Source organism: Streptomyces sp. NPDC026500, from assembly GCF_055567635.1.
Genome location: NZ_JBVHQB010000006.1, coordinates 58,358 through 77,108, shown reverse-complemented (window position 1 = coordinate 77,108; position 18,751 = coordinate 58,358). Strand labels below are relative to the sequence as shown.

The following is an 18,751-nucleotide window of genomic DNA, read 5'->3' as shown; positions in this document are numbered from 1 at the left end:
ATGACAGTTCAATTGTTCGATAGTTATGACGTCCTCGTGCGCGGGACGGTTCCCGCGCGCCACGCACGCCTCTCGGTGCGTCGAACGTCCTCTCGCGTTGCGAGTTGCAGACGCAATCGACTAGAGCGCGAAGTGGCCTGATCTGCCCATGAGTTGTCTCACCGCACGCCTGATCCATCTGACGGGTGGCCGCTCAACGGTGTGCGGACGGGAGACCTCGCTTTACGGTGGCGACTCGATCAGACGCGGGCGACCGGCTTCGCGGACGCCATGGCGTGCAGCGCCGCGCTCTGCAGCGTGGTGATGCGCTGGATCACGCAGATGACGACGATCCCCGCGGTCACCATGAGCGCCTCGGACAGTACGAGGAGGGGCAGCGAGGTCGGGGCGGACATCTGGGCCATCGTCAGAACCAGTGCGTGCGCTACCCATGCGCCCCACCAGACGTTCACCAGGACATCGTCGCGTCCCGGCTTCACGGCGGCCCCGCCGCTCCGCGCGCCACCGTTCGTCGCCCGCCCGGCGCTCGCCTGGAGCACGTCGAGGACGAGTTGGCGCGGGAGCACCAGGTTGACGATCGGTACGAGCCAGACGACGGCGGCCCAGACACCGGTCGCGGGGGCGGCGCCCCGGGTGATGGCTCGCGCGTTGCGCCGGGCGCGGCCGAACCACATGAGGAAGAGCACGGCGGTCGCCGTCATCACATACACGAACACCATCGACGTGAGTCCCGACCCGTGCGAGGGCGTGTCCATGGCGTGCAGGTGGCGAGCTCTGACGGCCACGGCGCGGAACACGTCCGTGACGGTTGTCACGGCTATCGCGCCCTGGGCGCAGCGGGCGAGGAGCCAGGGGTCTCCGGCGGTGGGGCCGATCATGGTGAGGACCTGCTGTCTGGGGCGGCACGCACCGTGGCGGCGCGGCGGGGGCGTTGGTCGCTTGGATCATAGGGCCGGTTTCGGGATCCGCCTCGGCGTTGATCATCCGCTCGCGGGCGGTTCGACAAGCCTCGTTCCAACGGCGCCCCGGACCCGTCCCGCACCCCCGGTTCACAGCACCTTGCGGTGGACCAGGGCGGAGAGGACGAGAGTGCCCGGGAGCAGCGGGATCCAGACCGTCAGGACGCGGTAGCCGATGACGGTGGCCGTCGACAGGCCCATCGGGGCGCCCAGCGCGACCATGGTGAATACCAGGGCCGCGTCCACCGGGCCGATACCGCCCGGCGCGGGTACGGCACCGACGGCGGTACTGGCGATCAACAGCGCGAACACCACCTGCGCCCACGACAGCGGCAGCCCGAGCGAGAAACCGACCGACGCGATCACGCTCCCCTGGAGCACCGGGGTGGCGGCCGACCCGCCCCAGAGGGCGAGTACGCGGCTGGGCCGGGTGTGCAGGATCCGTACATCGGTCAGCGCGGTGCGAAGGAAGTCGACGGCCGGGCGGCGCAGCGGGCGGACGACCGCCAGGAGCAGGGAGGCGGTCGCGAGGCCGAGCGTCACGCTTCCCGCTGCCAGGAGCAGCGTCCAGCGGTCCGGGGCCAGTCCGCCGCGTCGGAGGGTGTCCTCGAAGGCCACCAGGAAGAGGATGAGCACCGGCATCTTCGCCACCGGCTTGACCAGCGAGTACAGGGCGAGCGAGGCGGTCGCGCGAGCCAGCGGTATGCCTCGGCCCTGCAGGAAGCGCAGAGTGACCGCGTGGGCGCCGATGCTCGCCGGCAGCACGTGGTTGGCGGCGCCGGCGGCGAACTGCGACGCCAGCAGCAAGCCGGGCGGCAGCCTTTCCGGCAGGGCGCCCTGCCGGACGCACGCGGCGGCCACCCAGCCCAGCAGGGTGAAGAGGACCCCGGCGAGCAGCCACCAGGGATCGGCGTCACCCAGCCGAGTGACCCCGTCGCGCAACGCACGCCAGTCCATCGCCGCCCACGTTCCGATCAGCAGCAGGGGGAGCAGCGCCAGTACCAGGCGGGTGAGTCGCGTGAGGGAGGTGAGACGGGTGGTGGAGGGGAGGGTGGAGCAAGGTGAATCGCTGGGTGCGGGTGCGGGTGCGGGTGCGGGTGCGGGTGCGGGTGCGGAGAGGGAGACGGGGACCGGGAAGGGGACGGATGTCGGTGTGGGGGCGGGGAGGCCGTCGAGCGGGGGCAGGGACACGGCGCACGTCGTCCTTCCGCGTCACGCCCGCGTACGGACGGACGGATCCAAGGCGATGCAACGGGGACGGGGGAAACGTTCCCGTTCGGTGTGACGCCACGGTGTCCGGGAGGGGAAGGGGGACCAGCATGTGCGCGAAACGGCCGGAGGCGCCCCACCCTGACGGCGGAAGGACGCCCGTCCGGGCTCCCCGGGATGGCCGGGACGGCCGAAGACGGCCGGGGAGCCCGAACGGGTGGTGGGGCCGTGGGGTCACAGGCGGTCGAGGATGCTCCGCAGTCGCTTCACCTCGGCGGACTGGCCGGTGACGATGTCGCCGGCCATCTTCTTCGCATCGGTGTTCTTCCCGCCGCTGCGCTCGGTCTTCGCCATGGTGATCGCGCCGTTGTGATGGTCGATCATCATCCGGGCGAACATCGTGTCGAACGCCCGGCCCTTCAAGGCCTTGAGCCGCGTCATGTCCTTGTCGGACATCACGCCGTCGCCGCCCATGTCCATCCCGCCCATCCCGTCCGTTCCGGCCGTGGAGCCCCCGTCGGTGGGCTTGTTCCAGGACTTCAGCCAGCCCGTCATGGTGTTGATCTCAGGGTCCTGGGCCTTCTCGATCCTGCCGGCCAGGTCCTTGATCCCGGCGTCGGAGGCGCGGCCGTCGGCCAGCTCGGCCATCTCCACCGCCTGTCGGTGGTGCGGGATCATCATCTGCGCGAACGTGACGTCCGCGTCGTTGAAGCCACCGGACCCGGCTGCCCCGGCGGTGGCCGTCGCCGAGCTCTTGCCGCTGGCGTGACGCATACCGCTCATGCCTTCGTCGTCGCCGTCACTGCCACAGGCGGCCAGCAGCAGGGCTCCCACGGCCACGACCCCGACGGCAACCAGACGGTGGCGGGAGGGCGCGCGGCGGGTGGGCATCGGACGGGCGGGCAGGTCGTGCCGGCTGCGCGGGGCGTGCGGGGCGCGCGTGAGGGCGGTCCGCCGGAAAGCGGTCATGGTCGATTCACCTCGTGTGTCGGTCGTTCTACGGCTGTTTCGGCGTACGCGTCGTCGCGGGGCCGCGCGTGTGAGCGCGCCCGCGAAGGCGTTCGGCCTACAGCCGCAGGACCGACAACCGGGTCAGGTCGGGGCCGCGTGGTGGCGGGTTCGGCCGCAGGGAGACCGGGGCGTCGGCGAGGAGGTCCGCCCACCGGTCCGGCCGGCGCCTGAGCGCTGTCCTCAGGAGCGCGGCGAGCACCCACACACCGAGCAGCACCGCCATGCACAGCGACATCATGTCTATCGCCATGGCGGGCCCGTGGGGGCAGGACGGGTGCCCGCAGTCCTCGGCGTGGCCGCGTTCCCGCGACGCGGGGGCTCCCATCGGGTCATGACCGGCGGACGGCACCCGGGAGGCGTGCGACGCGGCGTCCGTCCCATGTCCGGACGATCCGTCGGGATGCCCCAGGGTGTGCATCACGAACACGCCGAGCGCGAGCACCACGATCAGCAGCAAGTGCCCGAAGGCCCCCGCGACCCGCTCGTGTCGGCTCACCCGCACCCGGTCCGCTCCGTTCGCCCGTTGATCACTCCGGTCCCGTCCCGTCCGACAGTACCGAACACGGCGACCGCCATGGCGAAGGGGGTGCCGTCGTGGCGTCCGGAGTTGACGACGCGTCATGACCGGGTCGTACGAAGATGTCGTGATCCGGCGCGCCCTGGCTGGGCCGTACGAACGACCACGCCGTGAACCGGAGTGCGGCAACCGGCCGTACGGCCATGGGCGTGAACCGGTCCGTCAGGATTCGGCCGTACGCCCCGGGTGTGAAGCCGTGGGCCGCCGCCGGGGATTCGGCGAGTCGCCGTCCGTGACACCCGCGCACAGCCGATGCTGACGTGACGCGCGGCCCCGGACTCCCCGGCCGGGGGCGCGCTCCCACCGCCGCTCCCGTGCCGCCCCGGAACCTACGGAGAACCATGGACGCCGACAGCAATCACCCCGCGGACGACGGCGACGAGGACGCCTCGGGCACGGGCAGCGGTGACGCCACGCGCGCCGGCGGCCGTGGCGGTTCGGATCCCGGCCGGGGTGACCCTGCCGGTGCCCCCGCCCAGGCGCGTGCCGCCGCGCTCCTGCGCCGTCCGAAGCTGTGGCTGGTGCCCACCGTGCTGACGGGGCTGCTCGCGCTGCTGCTGTCGTTGCTCTACATGGGCGGCATCGTCAGCCCGAACCGGCATCTGCACGACCTGCCGATCGGCCTGGTCAACGAGGACACCGGCAAACCGCCTCCGGGGCAGCGGCAGAACGTGGGCACTCAGGTCACCGCGGCCGTCGCCGCGAGCGACACCTCCGGCACGGCCGACTGGCGCAGACTCACCAGCGCGCAGGCCCAGGACGAACTCTCCTCCGGCAAGATCTACGGCGCCCTCGTCGTCCCCAAGGACTTCACCGACTCCCTGACCGCGCTGACCACCGCGAACGCCAGGGTCCGGCCCACCATGACAGTGCTGACCAACCCCGGTATGGGCAGCCTCGGTTCGTCCCTCGCCGGCCGGATCACCACGGCGGCCGCCCAGCAGGCCTCCGCATCCATCGGCAAGGAGCTGACGGCGTCGCCCGTGACCGCGCAGGCGGACGCCACCACGCGGCTGCTCCTGGCCGACCCAGTCCAGGTCGTCACCCGGGTCGGTCACCCCATCGGCGAACACAGCGGTCTCGGGCTGAGCGCGTTCTACTACACGCTGCTCCTGGTGCTGGCCGGGTTCCTCGGCGGCAACCTCATCAGTACCGGCGTCGACACGGCTCTCGGCTATGCCGACAACGAGATCGGCCCCTGGCACACCCGCCACCCGACCGTGCCGATCAGCCGCACCCAGACCCTGCTCCTGAAGATGGTCATGACCGCCGGGATCACCGTGCTCACGGCCTCCCTGGTCATGCTGGCCACCGTCGCGATCCTCGGCATGGACGCCACCCACCTGCCGTTGCTGTGGGTCTACTCCTACTGTGCGAGCCTCGCCGTGGGACTGGGCGTCCAGGCGATCAACGCGGCCTTCGGCGGGATCGGGCAGCTCGTGTCCATGTTCGTGTTCATCGTGCTGGGCCTGCCGTCCTCGGGCGCCACCGTGCCGCTGCAGGCAGTCCCCGGCTTCTACCGCTTCCTGTCGGTCTTCGAGCCCATGCGCCAGCTCAGTGACGGGGTGCGCGCCATCCTCTTCTTCGACGCGCGGGCCGACGCCGGCCTGGCCCGCGCCTGGCTCATGATCGGCGTCGGCTCCGTGCTGGCCCTCCTCTTCGGCTTCGCGATGACCCGCTACTACGACCGCAAGGGCCTGTACCGCCTGACCCCCCAGCCCGCCACGCAGCCCGCCACCAACCCCGCAGCAGGATCGGCCTGACCGGCCCCCCTGAGCCCCGAACCGATGGAGCACGGCCTCAGGGCATGTGCCGGAGCAGTGCGGCGACCGCCGGCGGGGTGTCGCCGCGGGGGTGGACCAGCATGATCTTCCAGTGGGGCGCGTGCCGGGCGAAGGCGTGGGTGCTGAGGTCGGGGAACTGTTCGGCGATCGAGGTGGGCAGGACGCAGACGCCCAGGTCGTTCCGGACGAGTTCCGCCGCGGAGACGATGTCGTTCACCTCGAAGGTCGTCTCCCGTTCCACGGCGGCGGCACGGAACGCCCGGTCCACGGCGAGGCGGACAGCCCAGCCCGGGGTGAAGTCCACCAGCGGCAGCCGGGCGGTCTCGGCGAGCGTGACCGTGCCGCCCGGACCGGTTCCGGTGACCGCCCGCCGCGGGGCGGACACCAGCACCATCTCCTCGTACGACAGCAGCCGGGTCACCAGACCGCGCTGCTGCCGGCGGTCGAGGGCGACCACGGCCAGGTCGACGGTGCCCTCGCGCAGCGCGTGCCGGATGTCGGTCACGGACGCCTGTCGCAACCGCACCACCACGCCCGGGTGCTCGGCGCGCAGCGCGGCCAGCGGCCGGTGGAGGTCGGCCCAGGCGCCCTGCGTCATGCCGATCGTGATCCTGCCCCGCAGCTGTCCCCGGACCAGGTCGACGGTCGCCCGCGCCTGTTCCGCCGCCCGCAGCGCGGCGCGCGCCGCCGGGACGAAGACCTCGCCCGCCGGGGTCAGGAACACCCGGTGCGTGGTGCGGTCGAACAGGGGGGTGCCCAGCTCCCGTTCCAGCGCGAGGACCGTGCTCGACACGGCGGACTGCACCACGTGCAGCCGTTGGGCCGCCGCGGTGAAACCGCCCTCCTCGGCCACCGCGACGACGACCTCCATCTGCCGCAGATCCATCTCCACTCCCGAAGCAGCAGCCCGTCTCCGACCGAGATCCCGTCCTCCGTCGATTGTCCCAGGCCATGGGCGCCGGAGGGGGCTCCGTCGAGGTGCCGACGGGGACGGGCGGATGGGCGCCCGACGGGGGACAGGTGATGGTGGGCCCAGGGGGTACGGGTGGGCGGTGGGCCGACGGGGGACAGGCGGACCTACGGGCGAGGGAGGTCCGGGGGAGTGCACGGTCACGTCCCGCGGACGCCGTTGCGCATCTCCCGTGGGCTCACCCCGTAGCGCTGCCGGAACGCGGTGCTCAGGGCGCTCGCCGACGAGAACCCCGAGGCGTAGGCCAGATCGGTGATGGTCAGGTGTTCGCAGTCGCCGCACTGGAGGCGCTCACGCACCAGGCGCAGACGCTCCTCGCGGATCAGGTCGCGGGGGGTGGTGCCCGCGTGCTGCAGGGCCAGTTGGATCTGGCGCAGCGACCAGCCGAGGGCGCGGGCCATGGACGTACCGGTGAGGCCGGGGTCGGCGGCGTTCTCGCGGACGTGGCGGCGGACCACCGTCTCCACGTCGGACAGGTGGCGGGCGCCGTCGGGGCGGTCGTCGCCGGTGGCGAGCATGCACAGCAGCTCGACCACACGGTCGGACACCGCATTGAACTGGGAGTCGGTGAGATCGTCGCGCTCGGCGTACAGACCGTCGAGCATCGAGCGGACGACGCGGCCGAGGCCCCTGCTCAGGTCGAGGCCGGTGGCCAGCGGCGACTTGCGGTTCAGCGGGCCGTCCACCTCTCGGGCCGGGATCGTGAGGACGAACGCCTGGGCGGAGGCGTCCTGGAGGCACTGGAAGGGCGACCCGAAGGAGACGAGCGTGGCCGTTCCCGGGGTCAGCCGTGCCTCGTGGCCGTCCTGGCGCAGGACGATCTCCCCGCTCAGCGGCAGCAGTAACCGGTAGTCCGCGTCGGGGTCCTCGCGGATCTGCCGCGCGGTCCTGCTGTACTCGATCTCGTCCGACCGGAACCTGACGAGCTGATACGCCTCCGTGCGCTGCCGCACCGTCTCACCGCGGAAGTTGTCGGCATGGCCGTACCGGTAGCCCATCCGGGACTGGTACGACCCGATGTGCTCGCTCCAGAAGTCGGCCCGCTCCCACGGTTGCACCGCACCCGTCGACCGGGTCTCCACCAGGTAGTTTCCCGCAGGCAACGACACCATCAACTCCCGCGTGGGTGAGGGTAGTTACGCGGTGTCAGCCTAGTGCACACAGCCGGTGCGCATGACGGCAACTTCCTTGCGCGCCGGGGCAAGCGCGGACGCCGCCGCGCGGCTACCGTCATGCGCCGCGCCAACTCGCGCCCCACCCCTCACTTTTCTTGCTTTCGCCCCAACAATGCGTCTCTGCATATGAGGACTTGAGGACCATGACCGAACGGATACCGGAGGCCGCGTCCTGGTGCCTGGCCGTCGGCCTGCTCGCCGTCACCGTGCTGCTGCTGCGCCAGCGCGGGATCAGCGCGCGGCAGCGCCGACGGGCCGCAGTGCTCGCGGAGGACCTGCGGGTCCGCGACGAGGAGCTGCGCCACTTGGCGGAGGTCCGCCTGCCCGCCCTGGAGGACGCCCCTCACCAGCACGTTCCCACGGGTGTCCCGGCCGCGGGCCTGCTCGACGCCCGGCTGGCCGGCACGGGCTTCGCGAAGCACCTCGACAGTGTCCTCGAACGTTTCTCGGAAGCGGTGGGGCACGCGCAGGCGCGCGCCGATCAGTCCGCGAAGTCCGCGCTCAAGGCGTCGATGCGTTCGATCCAGGCACTCGCCAATGAGCAGCAGGTGTCCATCGCGGAGATGCAGGACCGGCACGACCACCCCGACGTCCTGCGCGATCTTCTCGAAATCGACCACACCAACGCCCAGTTCGGCCGGCGCGCCCAGGCGATCGCCGTCCTGTGCGGCTCCTGGCCCGGACGGCAGCGCAGCACCTCCGCGCTGATCGATGTGGTGCGCGGCGCGACGTCCCGTGTCCGCGACTACCGGCGCGTCCGGGTCAACGGACAGGTCGACATCGCCGTCGAGAGCCGCGTGGTCGAACCGGTGGTCCTCGCCGTCGCCGAACTGCTGGACAACGCGGCGCGCCACTCGCAGCCCGACACGACCGTCGAGGTCACCGTCCAGTCGGCGCACAACGGCGCCTGCGTGGTCATCGACGACGCCGGTGTCGGTATGGACGGCCAGGCGACCGAACGGGCCGCCGCGCTGTTGACCGGCCGCGACCAGGTGGACGTGACCCGGCTCGACGATCCGCCGCAGTTCGGCTTCGCCGTCATCGGCGTACTCGCGGCACGGTACGGGTTCAGCGCCTCGGTGGACACGCGGTCCCCGTACGGCGGTGTCCGCGCCGTGGTGTTCCTTCCGGCGGCGCTGCTCACGCATCTGGCCCCGACGGTGGAGGCGCCGCCGCGGGCCGAGCCCCCGCGGACGACCGGGCGGCCGGCGGGACAGGTGGGTCCGGGGGCTGCTGCGTCCGTGGCGCCGGTGCGTCCCACGCGTCGGGAGGCCGAGCCCATGGAGACGACGACGGCCGGTGGCCTGCCGAAGCGGCGGCGCCGGGGCCCGCAGCAGGCGGCCCCCGCCGAACAGCCCGTACCCGCCGAGGACGTCAGCGCTCGGTCGGCCGAGGAGAACGCCCGGCGCATGGGCGCGTTCGCCCGCGGCACCCGCTTCGGCCGCGCGGAGCGGGACACCACCGGAACACCGGCCGCCCCGCCACCGCCCGCCGCCCCCGCAGGCCCGGAAGCCTTCGCGCCGACGAACGGCTCCGTGACGTCGTACGAAACACCCCACGAGATCGAAGGGAGCACACAGGGATGACCGCGCCCATGACCAACGAGCTGGGGTGGATGCTCGACGAGGTGCTGAAGGTGCCGGAAGCGCGGCACGCGATCCTGCTGTCCGCCGACGGCATGCTCCGCGCCCACTCCGCGGACATCGGCCGGGACGACGCCGAACGACTGGCCGCGGGCCTGTCCGGTGTGCAGTCGATCAGCCGCAGCACCGCCGAGTTCTGCGGCAGTCCGGACACACCGTGGCGGCAGACCCTGATCGAGTTCGCACACGGCTACGTCTTTCTCGTCGCCGCGGGCGAGGGCACCCATCTCGCGGTGTCCACGACCGAGGACGTCGACATGGAGGCGGTCACCTACCGCATGCACAAGATGGTCGACCGGCTCGGCAAGGAGCTGACCAGCCCGGCCCGGCAGGACACCGGCAGTCCGGCATGACGCCGCCCGGACGTCGTCCCGGGGAGCGGCTGGTGCGGTCGTACGTCGTCACGGGCGGCCGCTCGCATCCGTCGCGCAACACCCTCGACCTCGTCACGCTGCTGATCGCCGCCGGCCAGCCGCTCACCGGACTGAGCCCAGAGAAGCGGCGGCTGATGGAGCTGTGCCGGCCGGGGGCGCTGTCGCTGGCCGAGGTGGCGGGCCATCTGGAGCTGCCCGTCAGCGTCACCAAGGTGCTGGTCGCCGACCTGATGGACAGCGGCCACCTCGTCACCCGCACGCCGATCCCCGCCGCCGGGCCGCCGACCGACACCAGCATCCTCCAGGAGGTGCTCGATGGACTCCGCTCCCGCCTCTGAAACCAAGTACCTGTCCGAGGGAGTGCGGACCGCCGTGAAACTGCTGGTCGTGGGCCACTTCGCGGTCGGCAAGACCACCTTCGTCGGCGCACTGTCCGAGATACGGCCGCTGCGCACCGAGGAGGTCATGACCCAAGCCGGCGCGCTCGTCGACGACTTGGCGGGTACGCGGGACAAGACCACCACCACGGTCGCCCTCGACTTCGGCCGCCTCACCCTCAACGACAGCTTGGTGCTGTACCTGTTCGGCGCCCCGGGGCAGCGGCGTTTCACCCGGCTCTGGCAGGACCTGACGCGCGGAGCGCTCGGCGCACTCGTTCTCGCCGACACCCGGCGCCTGGACCAGTCCTTCGAAGTCATGGGCGTACTCGAGGAGTTGGATCTCCCGTACGCCGTCGCCCTGAACGACTTCGACGACGGGCCGGGGCACAGCCTCGACGAAGTGCGCGAGGCCCTCGACCTGCTGCCCGACACCCCGCTGCTGCGCTGCGACGCCCGCGACCGGGTCTCCGCCACCGAGACACTGATCGCCCTCGTCGCCCATCTGCTGGCCAGCACCGGCGAACTGGAGAACGCGTGAACGCCGTACCGCCCCCCGGCTGCCCGGCCCACCAGTCCCTGTACGGACCGGAGTTCGCCGCCGATCCCGCCACGGTCTACCGGCGGCTGCGGGAGGCCGGACCGACCGCGCCCGTGGAACTCGCGCCCGGCGTCCGGGCCACCCTGGTCACCGGGTACGAAGCCGCCCTGCACGTGCTGCGCAGCCCGGAGACCTTCTCCAAGGACCCGCGGCACTGGAAGGACCTGGCGGACGGTACCGTCCCGATGGACAGCCCGGTCGTCCCGATGATGATGTACCGGCCCAATGCCCTGTTCACCGACGGCGAGGAGCACAGCCGGCTCCGGGGCGCCATCACCGACAGTCTCGCCCGCGTCGAGTCCAGCACCCTGCGCGGCTATGCCGAGCGCAGCGCCGACACGCTCATCGACCGGTTCGCGCCGCTCGGCACGGCGGATCTGCTCGGCGAGTACGCGCAGGTCCTGCCGCTGCTCGTCTTCAACCATCTCTTCGGCTGCCCCGTCGGCCACGGCGTCCGGCTGGTCGAGGGCATGTCCGGGATGTTCGACGGGGTGGACGCCGAGAAGGCGAACGAGTTGCTCACCACCACCCTGTTCGACCTGGTCGCGCTGAAGCGGCGGCAGCCCGCGCCGGACATGACGTCCTGGCTGATGGAGCACCCGGCCGCGCTGACCGATGAGGAGATGATCCACACTCTTGTCGTGCTGATGGGCGCGGGCACCGAACCGCAGCAGAACCTGATCGCGAACAGTCTGCGTCTGCTGCTGTCCGACGACCGCTTCGCGGGTGACCTGTCCGGCGGCACCCTGCCGGTCGAGGACGCCCTCGACGAGGTGCTCTGGACCGACCCGCCGATCGCCAACTACGCCGTGCACTACCCGCGGCACGACGTCTTGTACGAGGGCGCGCTGCTGCGCGGGGGTGATCCGCTGGTGGTGAGCCTCGCCGCCGCGAACACGGATCCGACGCTGACGAACCGTCGGCGAACCGGCAACCGCGCCCACTTGGCGTGGAGTGCGGGCCCGCACACGTGCCCAGCCCAGGGTCCGGCGCGGCTCATCGCGGCCGTCGCGGTCGAGAAACTCCTCGACCGGATCCCCGACGTCGAACTGACGGTTCCCGTGCAGGAGTTGCAATGGCGTCCCGGCCCGTTCCACCGCGCTCTCGCGGCGCTGCCGGTGAGCTTCCCGCCCGCCCCGGCCGTCGGACGATCCGAGGACGGACGGCCCGAGGACGGACGGTCCAGGGATGGACGGTCCAGGGATGGACGGTCCGGGGACGGACGCCCTGAGGGCGCGTGGCACACATCGGCCGCGCCCTTCCCAGCGCCCGCAGCGGAGCCCCCGGCCACCGCGCCCGGCCGCCCGAGGAGCGGCTGGGCGCGGTCGGCGGCTTGGTGGCGCGGGGAGTGACCTGACCCCGGGCGTCCGGAGACCCGGACGGCCCGGAGACCCGGACGCCCGGAAATGCGAACGCCGGAGGATCAGCGAGGTTCCGGACACCCAGAGGTTCCGGACACCCGTGATCCGGCGCCACGAAAATCCGGACGTCAGAGGATCGGGGTCAGAGGATCCGGCTTCTAGGAAATGCGGACCGGAAGGGCGCGGTGGCCGTTGGAGATGAAGGAGTCCACCGACCTCAACTCCTCCTCCGGGACCGCGAGTCGCAGGCCGGGGAAGCGGTCGAACAGAGCCGGGAGCGCGATCAGGGCCTCCAGGCGGCCCAGTGGGGCCCCCAGGCAGCGGTGCACACCGTGGCCGAAGGCGAGGTGTTCCTTGTCGGCGCGGGTGACGTCGAACTGATCGGCGTCCTTCCCGTGGCGCTCGGCATCACGTCCGGCGGCGGCGTACGCCGCGAGGATCGCCTCGCCCTTGGTGATCACGGTCCCCTCGGGGCCGCCGAGCTCCGACAGGACGATGTCCTCCACGGCGTACCGCAGCGGCAGGCTCGCGACCGGCGCGTCCGCGCGCAGGGTCTCCTCGACCACGTCGTCCCAGCCGGCGCGGCCCTCGCGGACGTGCGCGAGTTGTTCGGGACGGGTGAGCAGGGCGTGCACGGCGTTGTCGATGAGGTTGACGGTCGTCTCGTGACCGGCGCTGACCATGAGCACCAGGGTGTCCAGCAGCTCCTGTTCGCTGAGCGCGGTGTCGTCCTGATCGTCGCGGGCCGCGATGAGCCCGGAGGTCAGGTCGTCGCCGGGCGACTCCCGCTTGGCGGCGACGAGTTCGGTAAGGACGACGCACAACCGCTCGTAGGCTGCCGTCATTTCACCCGGGTCGGCGGAGGTGTCGAAGACGCGATCGACCAGCTTCCGCAACTCGGGGCCCCGCTCCTCGGGCAGTCCGAACAGATCGCTGATCACCTGGATCGGCAGCGGGTAGCAGAATTCCTCGCGCAGGTCGACGACCTGGAAGCCGCGCCCGGCCGCTTCCACGCGGTCCAGCAGCTGCCGGGTGATCTCCTCGATGCGCGGCTGGAGTGCGGCCGTCCGGCGGGCGGTGAACGCCTTGGAGACCAGAGCGCGCAGGCGCCTGTGTTCACCGCCGTACGCGGTGAACATGTTCTGCACGGCCACCCAGGCGAACAGCGGCCACTGAGGCGTGATCGCGCCGCTCGCCATCAGGGGCCAGTGCTGCCGGGCGTCCTTGGACACCCGGGGATCGGTGAGCAGCCGCTTCAGCAGCTCCGGACCGCTCACCGCCCAGGCCTGGACGCCACCGGGAAGCTCCACCCGGGCCAGCGGTCCGCTCTCGCGGATCCGGGCGGCCTCCTCGTGGATGTCGCGTCCGGTCGCGTCGATCACTAAAGGACGTGGATTTTCCATCAGGAGCCTCCCGGCAGTCGAACCTCGATTCGGCATACGCCGCGCCACGCTACGCGAGGACAGGGGTCCGTCGAGATGCGTCCGGCACCGGATGCGTACCGTGTCAACTTCCCTGCGCGTACAGGCAAGTCGGACTCTGTCGGCCTACAAAAGAGCCGGACTTTCGGCCGCGCGTACAGGAGAGTCGGACTTCCCCGCGCGTACAGCAAAGTCGGTGAGCGGTCCGGTTCCGTGCCGGGCCGCCCGCCTCAGACGGGCTCGCGACGCAGTAGGCGCTTGCGCGGCTTCTGGTCGGGGAGCCAGCCGAACGTGAGGCAGCTGCCGACGGCTCCGAGGAGCAGACCGACGAAGAAGCCGCCGAGGTTGGACGTGAGCCAGGTGCCCAGGGACAGCAGGATGCCCAGCAGGGAGTAGAACAGGCGCTGGGCCGGGTTGAAGAGGATCAGCAGGCCGCACAGCAGCATCATGGTGGGGAGCAGATAGCCCGCCAGGCCCTGCATCCCGATGTGCAGGACGACCTTCAGCGACGCCTTCTCGGTGAGTAGGATCTCCGCCCCCGCCAGGGTGAGCAGCAGCCCGCCCCAGAAGGGGCGGTGCGCACGCCACTGCCGGAACGCGGCCCTCAGGTCCCGGGAGTCGTCCGTCCGCGCGTCGGCGCTCATCAGCAACCCTGGTCGCTGAAGCGGAGCCTGAGGCCGGGGAGCTTGAACACCGCCGCCGTCGTCGCGTAGTTGGTCTGGCGCAGGTTCGCGATGCGCACGGTGTCGGCCTGCTGACTGAACACGCCCTTGGGCCCCTGGACCCCGGCCTTGTCGAGAGTGCTGGCGTCGTTGCCGATCTCGATGTTGTTGAAGGAGGCGTCACCGGACAGTTCCGTGGAGTCGGTGGCCAGGTTGGTCGCCTGCACCTTGTTCGTCCCGCTGCCCGCCGTGATGAGCAGGTTCGTGCCGCCCAGGTCGACGCTCTGGCACAGGTGGTCGAGGGTCGCGTTCTTGATCGCCGAGGTGACGATGAGGACCTGGCCACCCGTGTCGCCGGCGTTCGGGCTGTCCTCCGCCATGTTGTCGAGGCCGCCGAACTGCTCGAAGCCGGTGCCGTTCAGTTCGGTCGCGGTGACCGTGAACGGCATGCCGGAGATGGCGAACTGGACGCCCAGGGCGCCCTGGGCCGTGAGGATCATCAACCCCGCGGCGACCGCGGTGGCCGGCACCGCCATCACGGCGGCGCGACGCAGACGGACCCGCCCGCGTCTGTCCTGCCCGTCGGCGGCTGAACCGCTTTCCGGGGTCTCGGGCGTGGAACTGTTGGACGCCGTGGCGTCCGGGGACGAGGCCATGTCTGCTCCCTGGGCACGTTCGATACGGGTCTCGATGCGGGTTGGGCTCCAGTGGCGCGTTGTCCTGGCGCGGACAGCGGCTGCGGCGCACGCCTCCTCGCGCCTCCCGGCGGTTGCAAGGGCTTTCTCGTTACGCAGCAGTAGCCGTCGAGGAAGTTACCGGGGGTTACATGTACGGGTCAAGGCGCGTGTGGGAAAACCGTGCCAGTTGTGTCCCACCTGTGAACACGCGTCGACGGAAGAGCCTCGCTGACCTTCAACTTCCTTACTGCGCCTTGACGTTGACCATCCATCAGGTCTACAACTCTCCCTGTTTCCCGGATCCGTGGCGCCGGATCCGTCGGTCGACGCGCCCGTCACCTCCCGGACCCCGTTCTGCGCGGGGCGGTCATGGCGTGTTCCGGAGCGGCCCTGGCGCGTACGCCGAAACGGCGCGCCCCTGGGCCATTCCCCGTTCCCGTGGCACCGGCGCGGTCGCCTTCCCCCCGAGGGCCGTGCCGGTCGCCCGGCTGTCGCTGCCGGCCCGTGGCGTACGGAGAAGGCGTCACGGACCGGCAGCGGTCTCTCCTCGCACCAGTCCCGCACACGCGCTCAGGCGTCTCAACGCGCCCTCGTGCGTGGGCCGTTCCACCCCGCACACCCGCGCCACCTTCTCGACCCGCACCCCCGCGCCCCGGCGCGGTCAGGCACCCACACCCCCATCGGAGAAGAGGCACCCCCCATGCGTACTCGATCCCTGCTCGCCCTCGTCGGCGTCGTCGCGGCCCTGTCGGCGTCCGCGGTCCTCCCCGCCTCCGCGGACGACGTCCCGGTGCTCACCACCGGCAGCGCCGCGGGAACCCCCGTCGCCGTCGGCGACGTCCTCGCCGCCTCGCTGGCGAGCGGCACCACGGCCACGCTCTACTCCAGCGCCACCGGCACGAGCGGTGTCTCGTGTTCCGCGTCGACCTTCACCGCGACCGCCGCAGACAACCCGGCGTCCCCCGGCACGGCCACCGAGTCGCTCACCGGGCACACCTTCGACAGCGGCTCGTGCAGCAGCAACGTCGTCGGCGTCCTCGGTGTCACCGGCATCACGGTCGACAATCTGCCGTACAGCACCGCGGTGGGCTCCGACGGAAGCGTCACGGTCACCCCGGCGGCCGGCTCCACCATCCAGACCACGGTCAAGCTGCGCTCCCTGCTGGGCACGCTGACCTGCGTCTACCGGGCGGCGAGCCTGTCCGGCACGGCGAGCAACACCGACAACAGCATCACCTTCACCAGCCAGCAGTTCACCAAGTTCTCCGGCTCGTCCCTGTGCTTCAGCAGTGGCTACTTCACCGCGAAGTACGCCCCCGTGACCGACACCAGCCAGCCGGACAGTCCGGTGGTCTACGTCAACTGACACCCACCGGGAGCGAATTCACTGCCGGCGTCGCAGAGCGACAGTGATGCCGGCAGTGAGCAGCAGCGCCGCCGCCGCTCCCCCGGCGACCAGGGGGAGGGCGGGGCCGCCGCCCGAGGTGCTGTCGGCGGCGGGCGTCAGATGATCGGGACCCGCCTCCCCGGTGGATGAACTGACCGCCGAGGAAGACGAGCCGGCGGCCGGGGTCGACGGTGTGCGGCTGGGCGGCGAGGTCTCCAATTTGGTCGACGGAGAGGCGTCCGCGGTGCTCCTGCCACCGGAAGTGCTCCCGGCGCTCCCCGAAGTCCCGGCGCCCCGAGCCGACTTCGACGCTCCGCTCGGGCCGGAGAACACCACGTCCGAGCACGAGTAGTACGTGTCCGTCGTGCTGGAGTTCTGCCAGATGGTGAACAGCATCTGGCGGCCGGTGCGGTCGGACGGCAGCGTGGCCTTGATGCGATAGGCGCCGTCGACCATCGCCGGGTCGGTGGCCGTGGCGAACGGCTTCTCCGGCAGGTCGGACCACTTCAGGGGGTGCGTCGCGCTGTAACCCTGCTTGGTCAGATAGAGCTTGAAGGTCCCCGTGTGCGCGATCGTCGAACTGTATTTGAGGGTGAGGGCCGCGCCGGCGGTCAGACGCGTCGACGGAAAGTCGGCGCGGGCCAGGTCGAGGCCCTTGTAGGCGGGCAGGCCCCCGCTGCACAGCTTCCCGTCCGGGATCACCGAGCGGTCCCGGCCGTTGACGTCGGCCACCCGCAGGTTGTCCCACGCGGTGAAGGGCGCGCCGTTCGCGGCGATCGCCGCCCGGCAGGCCGACGTCCGGATCAGACTGCCGCCCTCGGGCGAGCACGCGACCACCCGGCTGACGGGGGACGTCGGCGCGCCGTGCGCCGACGCGGTCCCCGCGGCCCACGTCGTGAGCAGCAGCGGAGCCGCCAGGGCGACAGCGGCCGCGGTGGCGGTGCGGTAGGCGGTCATCCGGAAGGTCTCCTCGGTGCGTGGGCGAAGCGGCGTGCCGCCGTGCTCGGCCGGGACGCAGACCTCGCACGGGGCACCGTGAGATACGGGGCCGGAGCGCCGGATGTTCAGATCCGCAATCCGTGCGAAACGGGACCACCCCACCGAACTGCGGGCGGGCAAGGGCCGAACGGCGGCCGGATCGAGGGTTTTCCCGCTATCCCTCCCGCGCGCGGCCTGCCTATCGTTCAGCGCGACCGCCGACGGCAGCTGAGCACACCGTGTCCAGGACAGGGCCGCACAGGACACCGAGGCGGTCGACAGCTCGAAGCCGACCGACCTAGGCCGACCGCTGGGCTCTACGGGGGGAGGGGCCGCCCGGCGCGCAGCGCGTCGGACGGCCCCTTCTGTTCAGCCGGTACGGTGAGCCGCATGCCCGATCCCGCAGCCGCCCGCTCCGCCGCCGATCCCGACGACGCTCCGGTGGTCGTGAGCTCGGTGCTGGGCTCGTTCCCCCGGAGCGTGCTGGCCGAGCGGCATCCCGCGCTCATCCGGAAGGTGCGGGACGCCTTCCCGTACGGCCCCGAGCAGCGCCACGCGCTCGACGCCCTGCTCCGGAACTGCACCGAGGGGGTCGTCGAACCGCTCGCGGCGCCGGCCGCGGACCGCGGGCAGTGGGATGCCTGGGGCGGCCGCGAGTACTACGGCCGGTCCTGGTTCGACGTGCCCTTCCTCTGGTCCGAGAGCTATTTCTACCGCCAACTCCTTGAATCCGTCGGCTACTTCGCGCCGGGCCCCTGGCAGGGCATCGACCCCTTCCGCCCCTTCAAGCTCGCCGAACTGGACACTCCGGAGGCCGAGGAGGAACTCGCCGCGCTGGACGATCTCGCGCGGCGGTCGGCCGAGGAGCAGGAACAGGCGCTGCTGTACGGCTCCCTGTGGGGCAACCGCGCGGACCTCGGATTCAAACTGGCCGGCGCCGAGGACGGGACGGCGGCCGAGTCCCAGCTCGTGGCGAACGACGGAGAAGTCCTGCGATCGCTCTTCGGCGGCGGCACCCTCTGTCTCGTCGCGGACAACGCGGGCCGGGAACTCATCCCCGATCTGCTCCTCGCCGACCACCTGCTCCGGCACGGCCGGGTCGAGCGGACCGTCCTGCATGTGAAGCCGTACCCGTACTACGTGTCCGACGCCATGGCACCGGACGTGCTCGACGCCCTGCGCCGCCTGACCGCCGCAAAGGGAGCGGCCGGCGAGGCCGGGAACCGTCTCTGGGCCGCCCTGTCCGAGGGCCGTCTCACCGTCCGGGCCCACCCCTTCGCCTGCGCCCCGCTGCCGTACGCCGACCTGCCCGACGACCTCCGCCAGGAGTTCGCCGCGGCCGACGTGACCCTGCTGAAGGGCGACCTGAACTACCGCCGTCTCATCGGCGACCGGCTGTACCCGGCCACCACCCCGTTCGCGGTCGCCACCGCATATTTTCCCGGTTCGGTCGCGGCGCTGCGGACCCTCAAGTCCGATGTCGTCGTCGGACTGACCTCCACCGTCGAGGTGGCCCTCGACGCCGCCGAGGGCCACCGCTGGCGAACCGGCGGCACCCACGCGCTGATCCAGGCGAGGCGCTGAC

Annotated in this window: 18 protein-coding genes; 8 read left to right on the top strand and 10 right to left on the bottom strand. The window is 71.5% G+C overall.

The genetic code is table 11. The features are described 5' to 3' along the window. Positions 1–239: 239 nt before the first annotated feature. From ACZ4N5_RS13280 to ACZ4N5_RS13265, 4 genes are all read right to left on the bottom strand, one after another. Positions 240–878 carry a DUF4328 domain-containing protein gene (locus ACZ4N5_RS13280; RefSeq protein WP_467757203.1) on the bottom strand — a complete coding sequence of 213 codons (639 nt, stop codon included), beginning with the start codon at positions 876–878 and terminating at the stop codon, positions 240–242. Positions 879–1,049: 171 nt separating this feature from the next. Continuing rightward, positions 1,050–2,150 (bottom strand): lysylphosphatidylglycerol synthase transmembrane domain-containing protein, encoded by a 1,101-nt coding sequence (locus ACZ4N5_RS13275; RefSeq protein WP_467757202.1) that lies wholly within the window; start codon positions 2,148–2,150, stop codon positions 1,050–1,052. Positions 2,151–2,402: 252 nt separating this feature from the next. After that, complete coding sequence (locus ACZ4N5_RS13270; protein ID WP_467757421.1) at positions 2,403–3,059, bottom strand: DUF305 domain-containing protein; 657 nt, start codon at positions 3,057–3,059, stop codon at positions 2,403–2,405. 175 nt (positions 3,060–3,234) lie between these two features. Next, positions 3,235–3,675, bottom strand: a complete 441-nt coding sequence (locus ACZ4N5_RS13265; RefSeq protein WP_467757201.1) for a DUF6153 family protein — start codon at positions 3,673–3,675, stop codon at positions 3,235–3,237. Between the two features lie 422 nt (positions 3,676–4,097). Here ACZ4N5_RS13265 and ACZ4N5_RS13260 point away from each other — a divergent pair, with 422 nt between their 5' ends. Next, entirely contained in the window at positions 4,098–5,519 is a 1,422-nt protein-coding gene (locus ACZ4N5_RS13260) for a YhgE/Pip domain-containing protein (RefSeq protein ID WP_467757200.1), read from the top strand. 37 nt (positions 5,520–5,556) lie between these two features. On the opposite strand, the gene ACZ4N5_RS13255 is transcribed toward ACZ4N5_RS13260, so the two are convergent. Both ACZ4N5_RS13255 and ACZ4N5_RS13250 read right to left on the bottom strand, forming a co-directional pair. Then, positions 5,557–6,426, bottom strand: coding sequence for a LysR family transcriptional regulator (locus tag ACZ4N5_RS13255; RefSeq protein WP_467757199.1), 870 nt, complete (start codon positions 6,424–6,426; stop codon positions 5,557–5,559). Positions 6,427–6,650: 224 nt separating this feature from the next. Continuing rightward, positions 6,651–7,622, bottom strand: coding sequence for an AraC-like ligand-binding domain-containing protein (locus tag ACZ4N5_RS13250; protein ID WP_467757198.1), 972 nt, complete (start codon positions 7,620–7,622; stop codon positions 6,651–6,653). 206 nt (positions 7,623–7,828) lie between these two features. On the opposite strand from ACZ4N5_RS13250, the gene ACZ4N5_RS13245 reads away from it, so the two are divergent. The 5 genes from ACZ4N5_RS13245 to ACZ4N5_RS13225 are packed head-to-tail and all read left to right on the top strand — an operon-like array spanning position 7,829 to position 12,032. After that, a complete protein-coding gene (locus ACZ4N5_RS13245; RefSeq protein WP_467757197.1) occupies positions 7,829–9,271 on the top strand; it encodes an ATP-binding protein in 1,443 nt (480 codons plus the stop codon). Further along, complete coding sequence (locus ACZ4N5_RS13240) at positions 9,268–9,681, top strand: roadblock/LC7 domain-containing protein (RefSeq protein WP_355840032.1); 414 nt, start codon at positions 9,268–9,270, stop codon at positions 9,679–9,681. Before ACZ4N5_RS13245 ends, ACZ4N5_RS13240 begins: the two co-directional genes overlap by 4 nt. Beyond that, positions 9,678–10,040, top strand: a complete 363-nt coding sequence (locus tag ACZ4N5_RS13235; RefSeq protein WP_467757196.1) for a DUF742 domain-containing protein — start codon at positions 9,678–9,680, stop codon at positions 10,038–10,040. Before ACZ4N5_RS13240 ends, ACZ4N5_RS13235 begins: the two co-directional genes overlap by 4 nt. Next, on the top strand, positions 10,018–10,620 hold the full coding sequence (locus ACZ4N5_RS13230; protein ID WP_467757195.1) for a GTP-binding protein: 603 nt from the start codon (positions 10,018–10,020) through the stop codon (positions 10,618–10,620). The genes ACZ4N5_RS13235 and ACZ4N5_RS13230 overlap by 23 nt, the downstream gene beginning before the upstream one ends. Next, positions 10,617–12,032 carry a cytochrome P450 gene (locus ACZ4N5_RS13225; RefSeq protein WP_467757194.1) on the top strand — a complete coding sequence of 472 codons (1,416 nt, stop codon included), beginning with the start codon at positions 10,617–10,619 and terminating at the stop codon, positions 12,030–12,032. The genes ACZ4N5_RS13230 and ACZ4N5_RS13225 overlap by 4 nt, the downstream gene beginning before the upstream one ends. Positions 12,033–12,199: 167 nt before the next feature. Here ACZ4N5_RS13225 and ACZ4N5_RS13220 read toward each other — a convergent pair whose 3' ends face one another. From ACZ4N5_RS13220 to ACZ4N5_RS13210, 3 genes are all read right to left on the bottom strand, one after another. Continuing rightward, the gene (locus ACZ4N5_RS13220; protein ID WP_467757193.1) at positions 12,200–13,444 is read right to left on the bottom strand and encodes a cytochrome P450 family protein; all 1,245 of its coding nucleotides are present in this window, start codon (positions 13,442–13,444) and stop codon (positions 12,200–12,202) included. Between the two features lie 248 nt (positions 13,445–13,692). Next, a complete protein-coding gene (locus ACZ4N5_RS13215) occupies positions 13,693–14,106 on the bottom strand; it encodes a DUF6114 domain-containing protein (protein ID WP_467757192.1) in 414 nt (137 codons plus the stop codon). Further along, positions 14,106–14,780, bottom strand: coding sequence for a DUF6230 family protein (locus ACZ4N5_RS13210; RefSeq protein WP_467757191.1), 675 nt, complete (start codon positions 14,778–14,780; stop codon positions 14,106–14,108). Before ACZ4N5_RS13210 ends, ACZ4N5_RS13215 begins: the two co-directional genes overlap by 1 nt. Before the next feature lie 721 nt (positions 14,781–15,501). Here ACZ4N5_RS13210 and ACZ4N5_RS13205 point away from each other — a divergent pair. Then, positions 15,502–16,167 carry a Tat pathway signal sequence domain protein gene (locus ACZ4N5_RS13205; RefSeq protein WP_467757190.1) on the top strand — a complete coding sequence of 222 codons (666 nt, stop codon included), beginning with the start codon at positions 15,502–15,504 and terminating at the stop codon, positions 16,165–16,167. Between the two features lie 18 nt (positions 16,168–16,185). Here the strand turns inward: ACZ4N5_RS13205 and ACZ4N5_RS13200 are convergent, their stop codons facing one another. Further along, on the bottom strand, positions 16,186–17,145 hold the full coding sequence (locus ACZ4N5_RS13200) for a lytic polysaccharide monooxygenase auxiliary activity family 9 protein (protein ID WP_467757189.1): 960 nt from the start codon (positions 17,143–17,145) through the stop codon (positions 16,186–16,188). A gap of 411 nt (positions 17,146–17,556) precedes the next feature. Here ACZ4N5_RS13200 and ACZ4N5_RS13195 point away from each other — a divergent pair, with 411 nt between their 5' ends. Further along, positions 17,557–18,750 carry a damage-control phosphatase ARMT1 family protein gene (locus tag ACZ4N5_RS13195; protein ID WP_467757188.1) on the top strand — a complete coding sequence of 398 codons (1,194 nt, stop codon included), beginning with the start codon at positions 17,557–17,559 and terminating at the stop codon, positions 18,748–18,750. Position 18,751: the final 1 nt, after the last annotated feature.